Origin of the sequence: Arsenicicoccus sp. oral taxon 190, assembly GCF_001189535.1 — a bacterium.
Taxonomy (GTDB): Bacteria; Actinomycetota; Actinomycetes; order Actinomycetales; family Dermatophilaceae; genus Arsenicicoccus.
Window position 1 is genome coordinate 922,946 of record NZ_CP012070.1, and the last position, 13,683, is coordinate 936,628.

At 73.4% G+C, this 13,683-nt stretch carries 16 protein-coding genes; 4 read left to right on the forward strand and 12 right to left on the reverse strand.

Features of this window, described 5'->3' with window-relative positions; genetic code table 11:
- Positions 1 to 9 precede the first annotated feature (9 nt).
- Entirely contained in the window at positions 10 to 552 is a 543-nt protein-coding gene (locus tag ADJ73_RS04385) for a GNAT family N-acetyltransferase (RefSeq protein WP_050347266.1), read from the forward strand.
- Here the strand turns inward: ADJ73_RS04385 and ADJ73_RS17695 are convergent.
- The 4 genes from ADJ73_RS17695 to ADJ73_RS04400 are packed head-to-tail and all read right to left on the reverse strand — an operon-like array spanning position 545 to position 3,004.
- Positions 545 to 679, reverse strand: coding sequence for a hypothetical protein (locus tag ADJ73_RS17695; RefSeq protein ID WP_301280701.1), 135 nt, complete (start codon positions 677 to 679; stop codon positions 545 to 547). The two genes, ADJ73_RS04385 and ADJ73_RS17695, sit on opposite strands and share 8 nt — an antisense overlap.
- Positions 661 to 1,341 (reverse strand): ABC transporter ATP-binding protein, encoded by a 681-nt coding sequence (locus ADJ73_RS16470; RefSeq protein WP_050347267.1) that lies wholly within the window; start codon positions 1,339 to 1,341, stop codon positions 661 to 663. Before ADJ73_RS16470 ends, ADJ73_RS17695 begins: the two co-directional genes overlap by 19 nt.
- Positions 1,338 to 2,420, reverse strand: a complete 1,083-nt coding sequence (locus ADJ73_RS16855; protein WP_156188112.1) for a FecCD family ABC transporter permease — start codon at positions 2,418 to 2,420, stop codon at positions 1,338 to 1,340. Before ADJ73_RS16855 ends, ADJ73_RS16470 begins: the two co-directional genes overlap by 4 nt.
- Complete coding sequence (locus tag ADJ73_RS04400; protein WP_082176732.1) at positions 2,417 to 3,004, reverse strand: ABC transporter substrate-binding protein; 588 nt, start codon at positions 3,002 to 3,004, stop codon at positions 2,417 to 2,419. Before ADJ73_RS04400 ends, ADJ73_RS16855 begins: the two co-directional genes overlap by 4 nt.
- Positions 3,005 to 3,029: 25 nt before the next feature.
- Between ADJ73_RS04400 and ADJ73_RS04405 the strand changes: the two genes are divergently transcribed.
- Positions 3,030 to 3,233, forward strand: coding sequence for a hypothetical protein (locus ADJ73_RS04405; protein ID WP_156188113.1), 204 nt, complete (start codon positions 3,030 to 3,032; stop codon positions 3,231 to 3,233).
- Here ADJ73_RS04405 and ADJ73_RS04410 read toward each other — a convergent pair.
- Positions 3,220 to 3,486, reverse strand: coding sequence for a hypothetical protein (locus ADJ73_RS04410; RefSeq protein ID WP_156188114.1), 267 nt, complete (start codon positions 3,484 to 3,486; stop codon positions 3,220 to 3,222). The genes ADJ73_RS04405 and ADJ73_RS04410 overlap by 14 nt on opposite strands.
- Before the next feature lie 69 nt (positions 3,487 to 3,555).
- On the opposite strand from ADJ73_RS04410, the gene ADJ73_RS04415 reads away from it, so the two are divergent.
- Both ADJ73_RS04415 and ADJ73_RS04420 read left to right on the forward strand, forming a co-directional pair.
- On the forward strand, positions 3,556 to 3,873 hold the full coding sequence (locus ADJ73_RS04415; RefSeq protein ID WP_050347271.1) for a hypothetical protein: 318 nt from the start codon (positions 3,556 to 3,558) through the stop codon (positions 3,871 to 3,873).
- Positions 3,874 to 3,878: 5 nt separating this feature from the next.
- Positions 3,879 to 4,820, forward strand: a complete 942-nt coding sequence (locus ADJ73_RS04420) for a hypothetical protein (protein WP_050347272.1) — start codon at positions 3,879 to 3,881, stop codon at positions 4,818 to 4,820.
- On the opposite strand, the gene ADJ73_RS04425 is transcribed toward ADJ73_RS04420, so the two are convergent.
- The 7 genes from ADJ73_RS04425 to ADJ73_RS04455 form a co-directional block, all read right to left on the reverse strand.
- Positions 4,811 to 5,725: a glycosyltransferase family 2 protein gene (locus ADJ73_RS04425; protein ID WP_050347273.1), complete on the reverse strand. Its 915-nt coding sequence runs from the start codon at positions 5,723 to 5,725 to the stop codon at positions 4,811 to 4,813. The genes ADJ73_RS04420 and ADJ73_RS04425 overlap by 10 nt on opposite strands.
- A 93-nt stretch (positions 5,726 to 5,818) precedes the next feature.
- Positions 5,819 to 7,219 carry an MFS transporter gene (locus ADJ73_RS04430; protein ID WP_050347274.1) on the reverse strand — a complete coding sequence of 467 codons (1,401 nt, stop codon included), beginning with the start codon at positions 7,217 to 7,219 and terminating at the stop codon, positions 5,819 to 5,821.
- A 419-nt stretch (positions 7,220 to 7,638) separates the two neighbouring features.
- Entirely contained in the window at positions 7,639 to 8,310 is a 672-nt protein-coding gene (locus ADJ73_RS04435) for a GntR family transcriptional regulator (protein WP_050347275.1), read from the reverse strand.
- A gap of 96 nt (positions 8,311 to 8,406) precedes the next feature.
- Positions 8,407 to 9,627: a M20 family metallopeptidase gene (locus ADJ73_RS04440; RefSeq protein WP_050347276.1), complete on the reverse strand. Its 1,221-nt coding sequence runs from the start codon at positions 9,625 to 9,627 to the stop codon at positions 8,407 to 8,409.
- Between the two features lie 4 nt (positions 9,628 to 9,631).
- A complete protein-coding gene (locus ADJ73_RS04445; RefSeq protein ID WP_082176733.1) occupies positions 9,632 to 10,900 on the reverse strand; it encodes an aminotransferase-like domain-containing protein in 1,269 nt (422 codons plus the stop codon).
- Between the two features lie 51 nt (positions 10,901 to 10,951).
- Positions 10,952 to 12,142: a M24 family metallopeptidase gene (locus ADJ73_RS04450; RefSeq protein ID WP_253272665.1), complete on the reverse strand. Its 1,191-nt coding sequence runs from the start codon at positions 12,140 to 12,142 to the stop codon at positions 10,952 to 10,954.
- 9 nt (positions 12,143 to 12,151) lie between these two features.
- Positions 12,152 to 13,648, reverse strand: coding sequence for an NAD-dependent succinate-semialdehyde dehydrogenase (locus ADJ73_RS04455; RefSeq protein WP_050347277.1), 1,497 nt, complete (start codon positions 13,646 to 13,648; stop codon positions 12,152 to 12,154).
- Between the last annotated feature and the right edge of the window lie 35 nt (positions 13,649 to 13,683).

Genomic DNA, 13,683 nt, shown 5'->3' on the forward strand with positions numbered 1-13,683 from the left:
CGTGTGGACATGACCATCACCATCCGCCGCGCCACGACGCCGGACGAGCTCGCCGGCGCCCGCGAGCTCCTGCTGACCAGCTTCCGCGACGACCAGGGCTACGGCTTCCAGCCGCAGTGGCACTGGGACGTCGAGCACCTGCGCGAGGTGTATGTCGACAACCCCCGCCAGGCCCTGCTGGTGGCCGTCGACGAGGAGACCGGCGCGGTGGTGGGCACCTGCGCCGCGCGGGTCGGCGGCCCCGCCAGCCCGCCCCACCCCGAGTGGCTGGCCGCCCGCTACGCCGACCGAGCGGCCGTCGCGCAGCTGGTCCGGCTGGTCACCGACCCGCGGCACCGCCGCCACGGGCTGGGGCGACGGCTGGTCGAGGCCACGGTCGACCTCGTGCGCGACGAGGGCGGCTACCGGGTGATCTACCTGCACACCAACGCGAAGTTCCCCGGCGCCCTGGAGTTCTGGCGCGGCGTGGGGATGGTCGAGGTCCACGACGCCCGCGGCGAGGAGGACGACGACCGGTTCGAGACCGTGCACTTCGAGCTCCCGCTCAGGTGAGCGCCGCCGAGGTGTGCCGGTCCTCGGTCGCCAGCGGGGAGTAGGACAGCGACCAGGTCCCCTCCGCGCTGGCGTCCACGGCCGCCGCCACCCCGAACCCCGCTCGGATCAGGCGTGGCTCGAGCACCTCGGCCGGCGGCCCGGACGCAAGCAGCCGGCCCCCGCCATGACCAGCACGTGGTCGCAGTAGCGCCCGGCCAGCCCGAGGTCGTGCAGCGACACCACGACGGTCCGCCCGCACGCCCGCAGGTGCTCCATCAGCTCCAGCTGGTGGCGCACGTCCAGGTGGTTGGTCGGCTCGTCGAGCACCAGGTATGCCGTCTCCTGGGCGAAGGCTCGGGCGAGGTGGGCGCGCTGCCGCTCGCCGCCGGACACCGCACGCCACGGCCGGGTCGCCAGGTGGGCGATGCCGACCTGCTCCATGGCGGCGGCCACGACCTGCTCGTCATACGGCCGGGGACCGCGCCAGCGGTCCTGGTGAGGGGTGCGCCCGAGGCCCACCACGTCCACGACCCGCAGGTCCTCGGCAACCTCGACCACCTGCTCCACGAAGGCGATCTCGCGGGCCCGCCGCCGCGCCGGCCAGCGGTGCACCGGGGAGCCGTCGACCAGCACGGTGCCCGCGGTGGGTCGGCGCAGGCCCACCAGGCAGCGCAGCAGCGTCGACTTGCCGCTGCCGTTGGCGCCGACGAGCCCGACGACCCCGCCGGTGGGCAGCACGTCGGTGACGCCCTCGATGATGGTGCGCTCCCCGGCGCACCAGGTCACGTCGCGCAGCTCGATGCTCACAGGTCGCCCCTCCGTCGCAGGATGGCCAGGAAGATCGGCACCCCGATCAGCGCCGTGCACACGCCCATGGGGATCTCCCGCGGCGAGAAGGCGACTCGGCAGATCGCGTCGGTCACCACGAGCAGCACCGCCCCGAGCAGCGCGCTCGCCGGCACCAGCGCCCGGTGCAACGGCCCGACGACGAACCTCATGGCGTGCGGCACGATCAGCCCGACGAAGCCGATGGCCCCGACGCTCGCGACGGCGGACGCCGTCATGACGGCGGTGACGACGAGCAGCAGCCGCCGCACCCGCCGGACGTCGACGCCGAGCGAGGACGCCGTGTCGCCGCCGAGGGCGAGGGCGTCGAGGGCACCGGCATACCAGCTGATCACGGCGAGGCCGAGCAGCAGCACGACGAGCCCCGTCGCGACCGTCGCCCATCGCGCCGAGCCCATCGACCCGAGCAGCCAGAAGGTGATCGCCCGGGTCGCCTCGGCGTCGCCGGCCGCCATCAGCACGAGCGAGGTGATGGCGGAGAAGAGGTGACCGACGACCACGCCGGTGAGCACGACACGGGTGGAGTCCAGGCCGCTGCGGCGCAGCAGCAGGAGCAGCAGCCCCAGCGCGAGCAGCGCCCCCACGAGCGCCCCGCCGGTGAGCCCGATGGCGAGCCCCACGCCGAGGACCGCCACGACCACGGCGCCGGCCGAGGCGCCGGCGGAGATCCCGAGGAGGTAGGGCTCGGCGAGGGCGTTGCGGGTGAGGGCCTGCAGCGTCGCCCCGCAGACCGCCAGACCGGCCCCGAAGACCGCCGCAGCGAGCACCCGCGGCACCCGCAGGTCCCACAGCACGGCGTCCGCGGTCGCCGGGACGGGTTGCGAGGGCAGGCCGAGGTGGGCGGCGAGAACGTGCAGCACCTGGGCGTAGGTGATGTCGGCGGCGCCGAGGCGCAAGGACACCACGACAGCCAGCGGGAGGGCGACCAGCCCGAGGACTCCGCAGGTCAGCAGGGTGCGGGCCCGCCCCGACGCGGTGGCCGCCACCACGGCCGGCCGGGTCGGGGCCGCCCCGGTCCCGGGCGTCGCGGTCACGGTCATCGGACCAGGCCCCGGCGCACCAGCTCGTCGCGCAGCTGCGTCAGCGCGCGGGTCCACCGCACCGACGTGTCCATCTCGACGCCCGGCACGACCAGGAACCGGCCCTCCTTGACGGCCACCATCTGCGCCGTCGCCGGGTTGGCCCGCAGCTCCCGGGCGGCGTCGCCGGGGCGCCCGCGCTCCTCGAGGTCGGCGACGACGATCAGGTCGGGGTTGCGGGCGGCGAGCTGCTCCCACTGCACCTCCGGCCACTTGTCGTCGACGTCGTCGAAGACGTTGACGGCGCCGAAGACGCGCGACATCGCCGACGCCAGGCCGGCCTTGCCCGCGACGTAGGGCTGACCGTCGTAGGCGGAGTAGATCCACAGCAACCGCGGCGGCTCACCGGTCGGCCGGTGCCGGCGGGCCTCGGCCACCGCGGCGCGCTGCTCGGCGACGAGCTGGTCCGCCCGCGCCTGCACCCCGAAGAGCCGCCCCAGGTTGCGGTAGTCGGTCAGCTGCGCCTCGATCGGGTCGGCGATCGTGCGGGCGCCCTTCGGGCACTCGGACTCGTTGAGGTAGGTCGCGACCCCGCGGGCCGCCAGCTCGTCGCGGGTGCCGGATCGGTCCTTGCTCGTCTCCTACGGCTGCGCGCCGCTCGGGCTCGCGCTGATCGCCCCCGCCATGGGCGCGTGGGGTGTCACGCCGGTGCTGCTCGGATGCGCGGCCGCGTGCCTGCTCGGGGCCGCCCTGGCGGCGGTCCCGAGGACGAGCCGGACGCTGTCCACCCCTGGCGGTCGCGCTCCGGCGACGCCCGTGGTCAGCCGGCGTTGATGCCCTGGGTCAGGCCTTCGGCGTTGCCCTCACCTTCGACCTCGCCGGGGGTCTGCGGGTCGCCCGAGGTGGGCTCGGCGACGCGCGGCTGCTCGTCCTCGCCGGTGTCCTGGTCGGCGTCCGGGTAGGCCGGGCGGGTCGCCTGCTCCTGGGCCTGGTTGACGCTGCTCTCCGGCGTCTGGTTGCCCCCGGCCTCGTGGAAGGGACCCTGGTCGGGCTGCACGGTCATGTCCTGCATGTCCTGTCCGCTCATGGGCCGGACATACCCCGCCGCCGGGCGCCTCACCCGGTGCCGTCCAGGGCGGCGGCATACGGTAGGGGCATGAAGCTCAAGCCCGCTACCGACGTGTCCACCGCCCCCCTCACCGTGCTCGGTCTGGCCGGTGGCTTCGCGCTCGCCCGCGAGACCGGCATCCGCCCGCTCGGGGGCGTGCTCCTCGGCGCCGCCGGCGTGCTGGCCGGCCGCACCTGGCTCGCCCGGACGGACCCGGCGACGACGGCGCTGCTGTCGGCCGTCTACGTGGGTGGTTTCGTCGGCTCGCACGTCCTCGCGAGGTCGATCGGCGCGTGGCCGGCCGTGGGCGTCGTGACGGCCGCGTCGGCGGGCGCCTCCTACGCCCTCTGCGACGCGCGCCCGTGAGCCGTATGCCGCTGCCCCCGCCGGCCGCCGCGCTGCTCGAGGGCCGGCCGCTGCTGGTCGTCTCCCCGCACCTGGACGACGTCGTCCTGTCCTGCGAGGCTCTCGTCGGGCAGGCCGAGCCGCTGGACGTGCTGACGGTGTGCACCGGGCGACCGGAGCAGGCCGTGCGCGAGGACTGGGACGTGCGAGCGGGATTCGCGGACTCGGACGCGGCGATGACGGTGCGGCTGGCGGAGGACGAGCGGGCCTTCGCGGGCACGCCGCACCGGCGGCACCTGCTGGGGCTGCTGGACCGGCAGTACCTCCCCAGCGACCTGCTCGACGACGCTCTCGGCAGCCTTGGCGGCAACCCTCTCGGCGGCCTCGACGGCGGCCGCCCCGACGCGGACGCCGCCACCCTCACCGGCTGGGTCGATGCCTGGCTCGCCGAGCACGAGGGCGGCCTGGTGCTGCTGCCCACCGCCACCGGGGAGCTGCCCTGGGTGCCGGGCCCGGCGCGCCCGCTCGCGGTCCGGGTGGTGCGCAAGGCGGCTCGGCTCGGGGTGCGGGTGGCTCGCGCCGTGGCCGAGCGGGTCCTGGCGCGGCGTCGCGGACCGGTGCCCGAGGTGGTCGTGGGCCCCGGCGTCAACGGCGACCACCGCTGGGTCCGCGACACGCTCGCGGAGCACCTGCTCGCCGCGGGGGCGCCGCTGGGGTTCTACGAGGACGTACCCTACGTCTACGGCCGGCCGGGTCAGGCGGAGATCGATCTGCTCACGCAGCGTCACGGTCTGGCCACCGAGGAGGTCGAGGCGGTCGAGGTGCGGGTCGACCGGGTGGCCAAGGCGGCCCGGGTCGCGGCCTACGCCAGCCAGGTGCCGCTGCTGATCGACAAGGAGCTGCCGCTGGACGTGCCCGAGGGGCTGCCCGAGATCGAGCGCTACTGGCGGGTGCTGCCTCAGCGGTAGGGCTGGGGGTTGAGCCCGGCGGTGCCGGCGACGCGGCCCGCGATGCCGCACAGGCTGACCACCATCCGGGCGCACCGGTCCGGGTCGCGGTGCACCGCCCCGGCGATCCCCAGCACCAGCGGCCACCGGGCGCTGCTGCCGAGGACGGCCAGCGAGTGGCCGTAGCCGAAGTGCTCGACCTCGGTGTGGGCGTTGGCGGCATTCTCCTCGAAGGCGCGGCGCAGCACCGAGGCGCGGGTGAGCCGCTGCGGCGGCAGTGGCTCGTCGACCACTGCGTCGGCGTCCCACACGAAGCGGGCCCCGACCGACTTGGCGTCGAGGAAGAAGGCGAAGTCCTCGCCCCCGGACAAGCCCCGGTTGGGGGCGAACCACGGGTCGCGGAGCCGCTCGACGAGTCGCCGCGCCACGAGGGTGTTCTGGGCGCCGTTGAGCGCCACGACCGGGCCGGTCTTCTTGGCCACCAGCGACGAGGCGAGGTAGGCGCGGATGAGGCGGGAGTGCCCGTCGAGCCGGCCCATCTCGACGGGGCCGCCGGCGCAGTCGGCGTCGTAACGGCGGGCGGTGGCGACCAGAGCGGCGAGGCAGCCGGGCCGCAACGACCCGTCGTCGTCATACATGACCAGGTAGTCCCAGTCGGGGGCGACGGCGTAGGCGCCGCGGATCAGGGCGTTGCGCGCCTGGGAGATCCCCCGCTCGCGCACCGCGCGATAGTGGATCGGCACCGGGGCCTCGGCGGCCAGAGCCTGCACCAGGTCGGCCACCTCGGGCTGGCAGGCGTTGTCGGCCACGACGACCGCCACCGGCTCGCCGGAGCGCAGCTCCGTCGCCTGCTTCACGATCTGACCGAGCAGCCGACGCAGCAGGTCAGGACGTCGATAGGTCGGCACGCCGACGACGACGGACATGCACCCTCCCCCCGCGGTTTCTCACTACAGAGTGTAGTGCCCGACTCTGGGAGGAGGGGTGCAGATGTGCCCATCCGGGCGCCCGGTGGCGGTTCAGGCCGGGGCGGCGCCCCCGTGACCGGCACTCGCGGCCCGCTGCTCGGCCAAGGCCTCCTCGGTGCCGGGCGTGTGGGTGCCGCGCAGCGACACGCCCTTGGTCTCCACCGTGAAGAAGAGCGCGACGAGACCGATCAGGCAGGCGGCGATCATGTAGTAGGCCGGCCACTGCTCGTCACCGGTGCGCTTGATCAGCCACTCGTTGACCAGGCCGGCCGTGCCGCCGAAGAGCGCCGTCGAGATGTTGTAGCCGAGCGCCACCCCCGCGTAGCGGACGTGCGTCGGGAACATCGCGGGGAAGGTGGCCGAGATGGTCGCCAGCTGCGGGATGTAGGCCAGACCTAGGATGGCGAAGCCGGCGATGGCCCCGGCGAACCCGGTCTGCATCAGCTTGTAGCAGGGCAGCGCGAGGACGGCGATGCCGAGCAGCGACATCAACCAGCTGGGCTTGCGGCCCCAGCGGTCGGAGATCGTCCCGGCCAGCGGCAGGAAGACCATCATCAGCAGCTGCCCGAAGATCGGGACGAGCAGCGCCTGGGTCGGGGTGAACGCGAGGCCCTGCAGGTAGGTCGGCGTGTAGCTCAGCAGCGTGTAGTTGACGACGTTGAGAGCGAGCACCAGGCCCATGAGCTTGAGCATCGAGCCTATGTGATGGGCGAAGAGCACCTTGATGGTGTCCACCATGCCGCGGTGGGAGTGCTGGTGCTCCTCGGCGGCCTCCAGCTCGCGGAAGACCGGGGTGTCCTCCATCTTGGAGCGCAGGTAGATCCCGACCATGCCGAGCGGACCGGCGATCAGGAAGGGGATGCGCCAGCCCCAGGACTCCATCTGCTGCGCCGAGGTCAGCTCGATGAGGCCGAGCATGAGCAGCGCGCCGAGGTTGAAGCCCGCGAGCGTGCCGAACTCCAGGAAGCTGCCGAGGAAGCCGCGGCGGCGGTCGGGGGCGTACTCGGCCATGAAGGTGGCGGCGCCGCCATACTCACCTCCCGCGGAGAAGCCCTGCACCATGCGGAGCAGGTAGAGCACCACGGGCGCGGCGATGCCGATGGTCCCGTAGGACGGGATGAGGCCGACGAGCACGGTGGCCGCCGCCATCAGGGTGATCGTGGTGGCGAGGACCGCCTTGCGCCCGATCTTGTCGCCGAGCGGACCCCAGATGAGGCCGCCGAGGGGCCGCATGACGAAGGAGATCGCGAAGCCGCCGAGCGTGAAGATCATCGCGTTGGCCGCGTCCGCCGGGAAGAGCGCCTTGGCGATGAAGGCCGTGCCGTAGGCGTAGATCCCGTAGTCGAACCACTCGACCGCGTTGCCGATGGCCGACGCGGCGATGGCTCGCTTGAGGAGGCCGGGCTCGACCTCGTCGTGCACCGGGTCCACACCGTGCGTGCTGGGTCCCATGGTGACCTCCTCCAGGCCGCGCGGTGATGGGGGGGCGCGGTTCGTTGGATTGTTGACAATCCGACGTTAGCGGGGGTGGGCTCGTCTGACCAGAGCCTGAGTGCACCTTTCTCACCCGTATGCCGAGTGTGCGGCGCTCGGCGGGGGCGCTCACGACCACCGTCTGGCCGCAGCGGGTGGGAAACACCACCCACGTCGACGGCGAAGTCCACCCGATACGAGCAGCGATGCGTCGGCGGGGCGCCCCACCACCGTGAGACCGCAGCGGGTGGGAAACACCACCGACGTCGATGGTGAAGTCCACCCGATACGAGCAGCGATGCGGCGGCAGGTAGGCCAAACCACCGTCCGGCCGCAGGGGGGGAAAAACCACCGTCTTCGATGGTGAAGTCCACCCGATACGAGCAGCGCGGCGCCCGTCAGCGGCCGGCGTGCTCCAGCCGGTCCAAGCCGTCACGCATGTGCTCGCGCAGCAGCGCGTCGGCGCGGGGCAGGTCCTCGGCCAGGATCGCTCGGGTGATCTGCTCGTGCTCGTCGGCGCGGCGTTCGGCGCCGTCATACGTGTCACCCATCCGGGTGAGGCACATGCGGATCTGGGTGATCATCGACGCGTGCATGGAGCGCAGCCGCGGGCTGCGGGCGAGCCGCACCAACGCGACGTGCCAGCGCATGTCGGCGCTCGCCGCACCCTCGGGCTCGGCGCCGCGCATCTCGGAGACGATGTCCAGCAGCGACGCGGCCTCCGGCGCGAGCCCGGAGCCGACGATCTGCTCGACGGCGGCGCGCTCGAGGGCCTCGCGGGCGAGGTACATGTCCCGGATCTCCCCGGGGTCCAGCTCCATGACGAAGAGCCCGCGGTTGCGGTGGCTGACCAGCAGCCCTTCCTGGGTGAGCCGCTGCATGGCCTCGCGCAGCGGCCCCCTGCTCACCCCGAAGCTGGCCGCGAGCGCCGTCTCGCCGAGCTGCTCGCCCGGCCCGAGGACCCCGGTGGCGATGGCCTCGCGCAGCCGCGCCGCGATCAGGGACGGGGTGGAGTCCTGGACGATGGGTGCCAGCGGCGGTCGGGTGGGGCGGGGCTGCTGCGGGGCCATGCGGGTGCCTTCGTCGTCGGGTGGGCCGCGCGGGACCCCCTGAGGCCCCAGTCTACAATCGGACAATCACTGTCGGTGACGTGGCGGCTAGCCCGATCAGGACGTGCCCACCAGCCGCAGGATCAGCAGCGCATAGACCCGCGCCGCGTCGAGCAGCTCGGCGACAGCCACGGACTCGTCGGCCTGGTGGGCCTGCTCGCTGACGCTGCCCGGCCCCAGGACCACGGCCGGTATGCCGAGATCCCGCACCACGAAACCGCCGTCGCACGCCGCGGTCCACACGTCGACCTCCCCCGGACGACCCACGGCTCGCGTCGCGTCGACGCCGGCCGTCACCAGGGGGTGGTCGGGCTCGGTCTCGAAGCCGGGCATCTCCATGGTCACCTGCAGCTCGACGCCGATGCCGTCGCCGACGATCCCCGCGGCCTCGACGCGGTCGCGGAGCTCCGCCGCGATGCGTTCCGGGTCCTCGCCCGGCATGAGCCGCCGGTCGAGCCACAGGTGGCAGCCCGGCGCGACGATGGAGGTGCCGCGGCCGCCCTCGATGCGCCCGACGTTCCAGGTGCCGGAGCCGAGCCGGTCTTCGGCGGCCGCCACGAGCCGCTCGTGGTCGGCCCGGACCAGGTCGACGATCCGCGCCGCCGCGTCGATCGCGTTGCGCCCGTCCGCGGGCCGCCCCGAGTGCGCGGCCACGCCGGTGACCTCCACCTCGAGGTAGGCGTCGCCGCGGCAGGCCACCACGACGGACAGGTCCGTCGGCTCGGCGACGACGCAGGCGGCATACGGGCCGGGCAGCAGGTCGGGCTGGGCGACGAGGTCCCGGATCCCGAGGTCGAGGTCCTCCTCGTCGACCGTGCACGCGAGGGTCACCGCCCCGGTCAGCGGGACCCCGGCGCGGCGGACGGCGTCCACGGCGAGCACGACGGCCGCGAGGCCACCCTTCATGTCCGCGACGCCACGACCGACGAGCCGACCGGCCTCCTGCCGCGGTTCGAAGGGATCCCCGGACCAGCCGGGTCCCGCGGGCACCACGTCGGAGTGCCCGAGGAAGAGCAGCCCCGGCCCAGAGCCCGACGCCGGACCAGACCCCGACCCCGACCCCGGCAGCGTCGCCACCAGGTTGGGCCGCCCCGGCGCCACCTCCCGGGTCGCCACCGTCAGCCCCCGCTCGCGGCAGGCCGCCGCCAGCACGTCCACGGTGGGCCCCTCGGTCTCGCCGGGGTTCTCGCCGCGGGCCCGCACCAGCGCGAAGGTCAGGTCGACCAGCTCGGCCTCGTCCAGCAGCTCGAGGACGCGACGCTCGGCCGCGGTCACCACGGCCTCAGCCTTCGGCCCGGGCGCGGTCCAGGGCCCGCGCGAGCCGCTCGATGCCCACGTCGGTGCGCTCCGGCGTGGTCGAGGCGAAGCACAGCCGGAAGGCGTCGTCGAAACGGCCCGACGGCGACAGGGCCGGCCCCGGGATGAAGGCCACGCCCTCGGCGAGGGCGATCTCGAAGAGCCGCTGCGTGGACACCGCGGCGTCCTCGCCCTGCAGCGTCACCCACAGGAAGAAGCCGCCCTGCGGGTCGGTGGTGCGGACCCGGTCGCCGAGGTGGCGCGCGATGGACTCCTGCATCGCGTCCTTGCGGGTGAGGTACTCCTTGCGCAGCCCCTCCAGGTGCGCCTGCAGCCCACCGGACCGGATGAAGCCCTCGACGACGTGCTGGTTGGGCACGTTGGTGCAGGTGTCCATGGCCTGCTTGGCGTTGATCAGCAGCTGCCGCAGCCGGGGGTCCGCGTCGACCCAGCCGACGCGCAGCCCCGGCGCCAGGATCTTGGAGAAGGTCCGGACCGAGAAGATCAGCGGGTCGTCCGGGCTGATCTCGGCGAAGCCGCGCACCCGCTCCCCCTCGAACCTCAGCAGCCCGTAGGGGTCGTCGTCCACGATCACCGACCCCCACCGGTGGGCGAGCTCGACGAGCCGCACCCGCCGCTCCTCGGACAGGGTCACGCCGGAGGGGTTCTGGAAGTTGGGGATCGTGTAGATCGCCTTGGGCGTGCGCCCGGCCTCCCGGACGAGCCGCTCCAGCTGGTCGACGTCCATGCCGTCGTCGTCGCAGGGCACCTCCAGCAGGTCGGCGCCGTAGGCGAGGGCCGTGCCCGAGCCGTTGGTGTAGGTCGGGGACTCGACGACGACCAGGTCCCCGGGATCGACATACAGCTTGAACGCGAGGTCCAGTCCCTGCATCCCGCCCGAGGTGATGACCACCCGCTCGGCGCGGGTGGGCTCGTCGGTGTCGGCGGAGACGTCGACGAGCGCCTCGATCAGCCCGGGCTCGCCCTCGGTGGCGCCGTAGGTGAAGGAGCCCTCGTCGTGGGCCTCGGTCGCCAGCTGCTTGAAGATGTCGACCGGGATCACCTCCGGCGCGGGCGCCCCCATCGCGAACCTCACGATGTCGTGGGTCTGCGCCGCCAGCAGCGACGTCGACGAGTCGATGACGGAGCCCACCAGCCCGTCGGCGCGCGCCGCGAGCGGCTGCAGGCCCTGGTCGGCCGACCCGGCGATGCCCTCGGTGGGGCGGGGGCGCAGCGAGTCGATCGTGGTCAGCATGTGGTCCTCCTCGGTCCGGGGGCGTGCGTGGGTGGCCGGGTCGTCGGGCCTTCAGGCCCGCAGCAGACCCCGGTCGTATGCCGTGAAGCACTCGGCGCCGTCATCCGTCACGCGGATGGACTCCGACACCTCGTAGCCGAAGTCCTGCATCCACATGCCGCAGATGACGTGGAAGGTCATGTTGGCGGCGAGCACCGTGTCGTCGTCGCTGCGGATGGAGATGGTGCGCTCGCCCCAGTCCGGCGGGTAGGCGATCCCGATCGAGTAGCCGAGGCGGGACGGCTTGGACAGGCCGTAGCGGGCGAGGCAGTCGTTCCACGCGCGCGCGAGCTCGATGACGGGGACGCCCGCGCGGGTGGTGGCGAGCACGGCGTCCAGCCCCGCCGCGACGGCTTCCTCGAGCCGCTCCAGGCGCGGGTCGGGGGTGCCGAGGACGATCGTGCGCGCCAGCGGCACGTGGTAGCGGCGGTGCGCGCCGGCCAGCTCCACGACGACGGCGTCGCCCTCGACCAGGCGCCGGTCGGTCCACGTGAGGTGCGGGGTGTCGGCGGACTCGCTGGTCGGCAGCATCGGCACGATGGCCGGGAAGTCGCCCCACACGTCGCCGTCACCGAGGGCCTGCGCCCGCTGGATCTCGGCGGCGACGACGTGCTGCGGCACGCCCACCTCGATGGTGTCGACGGCGGCCTGCATCGCCTTGGTGGTGACCTGCGCGGCCTTGCGCATCAGCGCGATCTCGGCGTCGGACTTCACCGCCCGCACCCAGTTGACCAGCTCGTAGGAGTCGACCAGCCGCCACTGCGGCAGGGCATGCTCCAGGTGGCGGTAGGCCTTGGGCGAGAAGTAGTGCGAGTCGGTCTCCACCCCGACGCACTGCCCCGCGAAGGGCGCCACCATGCCGCGCCGCTGCAGCTGCGCCCCCACCCACGCGAAGGGGTGGGTGTCGGGCCGGTGCACGAGCTTCTCCGGGTAGCCGACGACCTGCTCCATCGGCAGCCAGGAGGTGCGGTGCGCCCCCTGCGCGTCCATCGCCCGCGCGAAGAGGACCAGGTCCCCCTCGGACGGCACGAAGAGCAGCTGCGGGGTGTAGAACGACCACGCGTTGTAACCCGTCAGGTAGAACAGGTTGGCGGGGTCGGTGACCACGAGGGCGGCCAGCCCCTGGTGCGCCATACGGGCGCGCACGGCGGCCAGGCGGTCGGCGTACTCCGCCGGGGTAAAGGTCATCTCGCGCTCGGTCATGTCGCTCCGTCAGGCCCGGGGGGTGGCGAGGTACTTGACCTCGAGGAACTCCTCGATGCCGAGCTTGCCGCCCTCGCGCCCCAGCCCGGAGGCCTTGACGCCGCCGAAGGGCGCCGCAGGGTTGGACACCAGGCCGGTGTTGAGGCCGACCATCCCGGTCTCGATCGCCTCCCCGAGGCGGAAGGCCCGCTCCAGGCTCTCGGTGTAGACGTAGCCCATGAGCCCCCACGGGGTGGCGTTGGCGAGCTCGACGACCTCCTCCTCGGAGTCGTAGGGGATGAGCGGCGCGACGGGGCCGAAGATCTCCTGGGTCATCAGGTCCGACTCCGGGCTCACGTCGGTCAGCACGGTGGGGGCGTAGAAGTAGCCGGCTCCCTCGGGGCGGTCGCCGCCGCAGCGGACGGTGGCGCCACGCTCCACGGCGTCGCCGACCAGCTCGCTGACCTTGGCGAGCGCCTTGGGCTCGACCAGCGGCCCCACGTCCACGCCGTCGCCGAGACCGTCGCCGACCGAGAGGGCACCCATGCGCTCGGCGAGCTTGTCGGCCAGCCGGTCGTGGATCGAGCGGTGCACGAAGATCCGGTTGGCGGCGGTGCAGGCCTCGCCCATGTTGCGCATCTTGGCGACCATCAGGCCGTCGACGGCCTTGTCGAGGTCGGCGTCCTCGCAGACGATGAACGGCGCGTTGCCGCCGAGCTCCATCGAGGACCTCATGACGTGCTGGGCCGCCTGCTCCAGGAGCTTCACCCCGACGGCGGTGGACCCGGTGAAGGAGACCTTGCGGGCCAGCCCGCTGCTCATCCACGGCTCGACGACCGAGCCGGCGTCGGAGGAGCACACGACGTTGAGGACCCCCGCGGGCAGCCCCGCCTCGACGAGGATGTCGACCAGCGCGAAGGACGACAGCGGGGTCAGGTGGGCGGGCTTGAAGACCATGGTGCAGCCGGCCGCGATGGCCGGGCCGATCTTGCGGGTCCCCATCGCCAGCGGGAAGTTCCACGGCGTGACCAGCACGCACGGCCCCACCGGCTGGCGGGACACGAGGATGCGGGTCTTGCCGTCGCCGGAGAGCATCATGTCCCCGCCGATGCGCACCGCCTCCTCCGAGAACCACCGGAAGAACTCCGCGGCGTAGGCGACCTCCCCCTTGGCCTCGGCGAACGGCTTGCCCATCTCGCTGGTCATGATCAGCGCCAAGTCGTCCTGCCGCTCCATGATGAGGTCGTAGGCGCGGCGCAGGATCTCGCTGCGCTCGCGCGGGGCGGTGCGGCCCCAGTCGCGCTGGGCCGCCGCGGCCGCCTCGATGGCGCGGCGCGCGTCCTCCGGGCCGCCGTCCGCGATGGTCGCGATGACCTCCTCGGTGGCGGGGTTGACCACGTCGTGGGTCTTGCCGGAGGCGGCGTCGCCCCACGCGCCGTCGATGAAGACGCCGGTGTGCACGGAGGCCAGGACCTCCTGGGCGCGACGGGCCTGGGACTCGCTGGCGGTGACGAGCTGGACGGTCATGGGGGGGTCCTTCCGGGGTCGGGCGGTGAGGGACG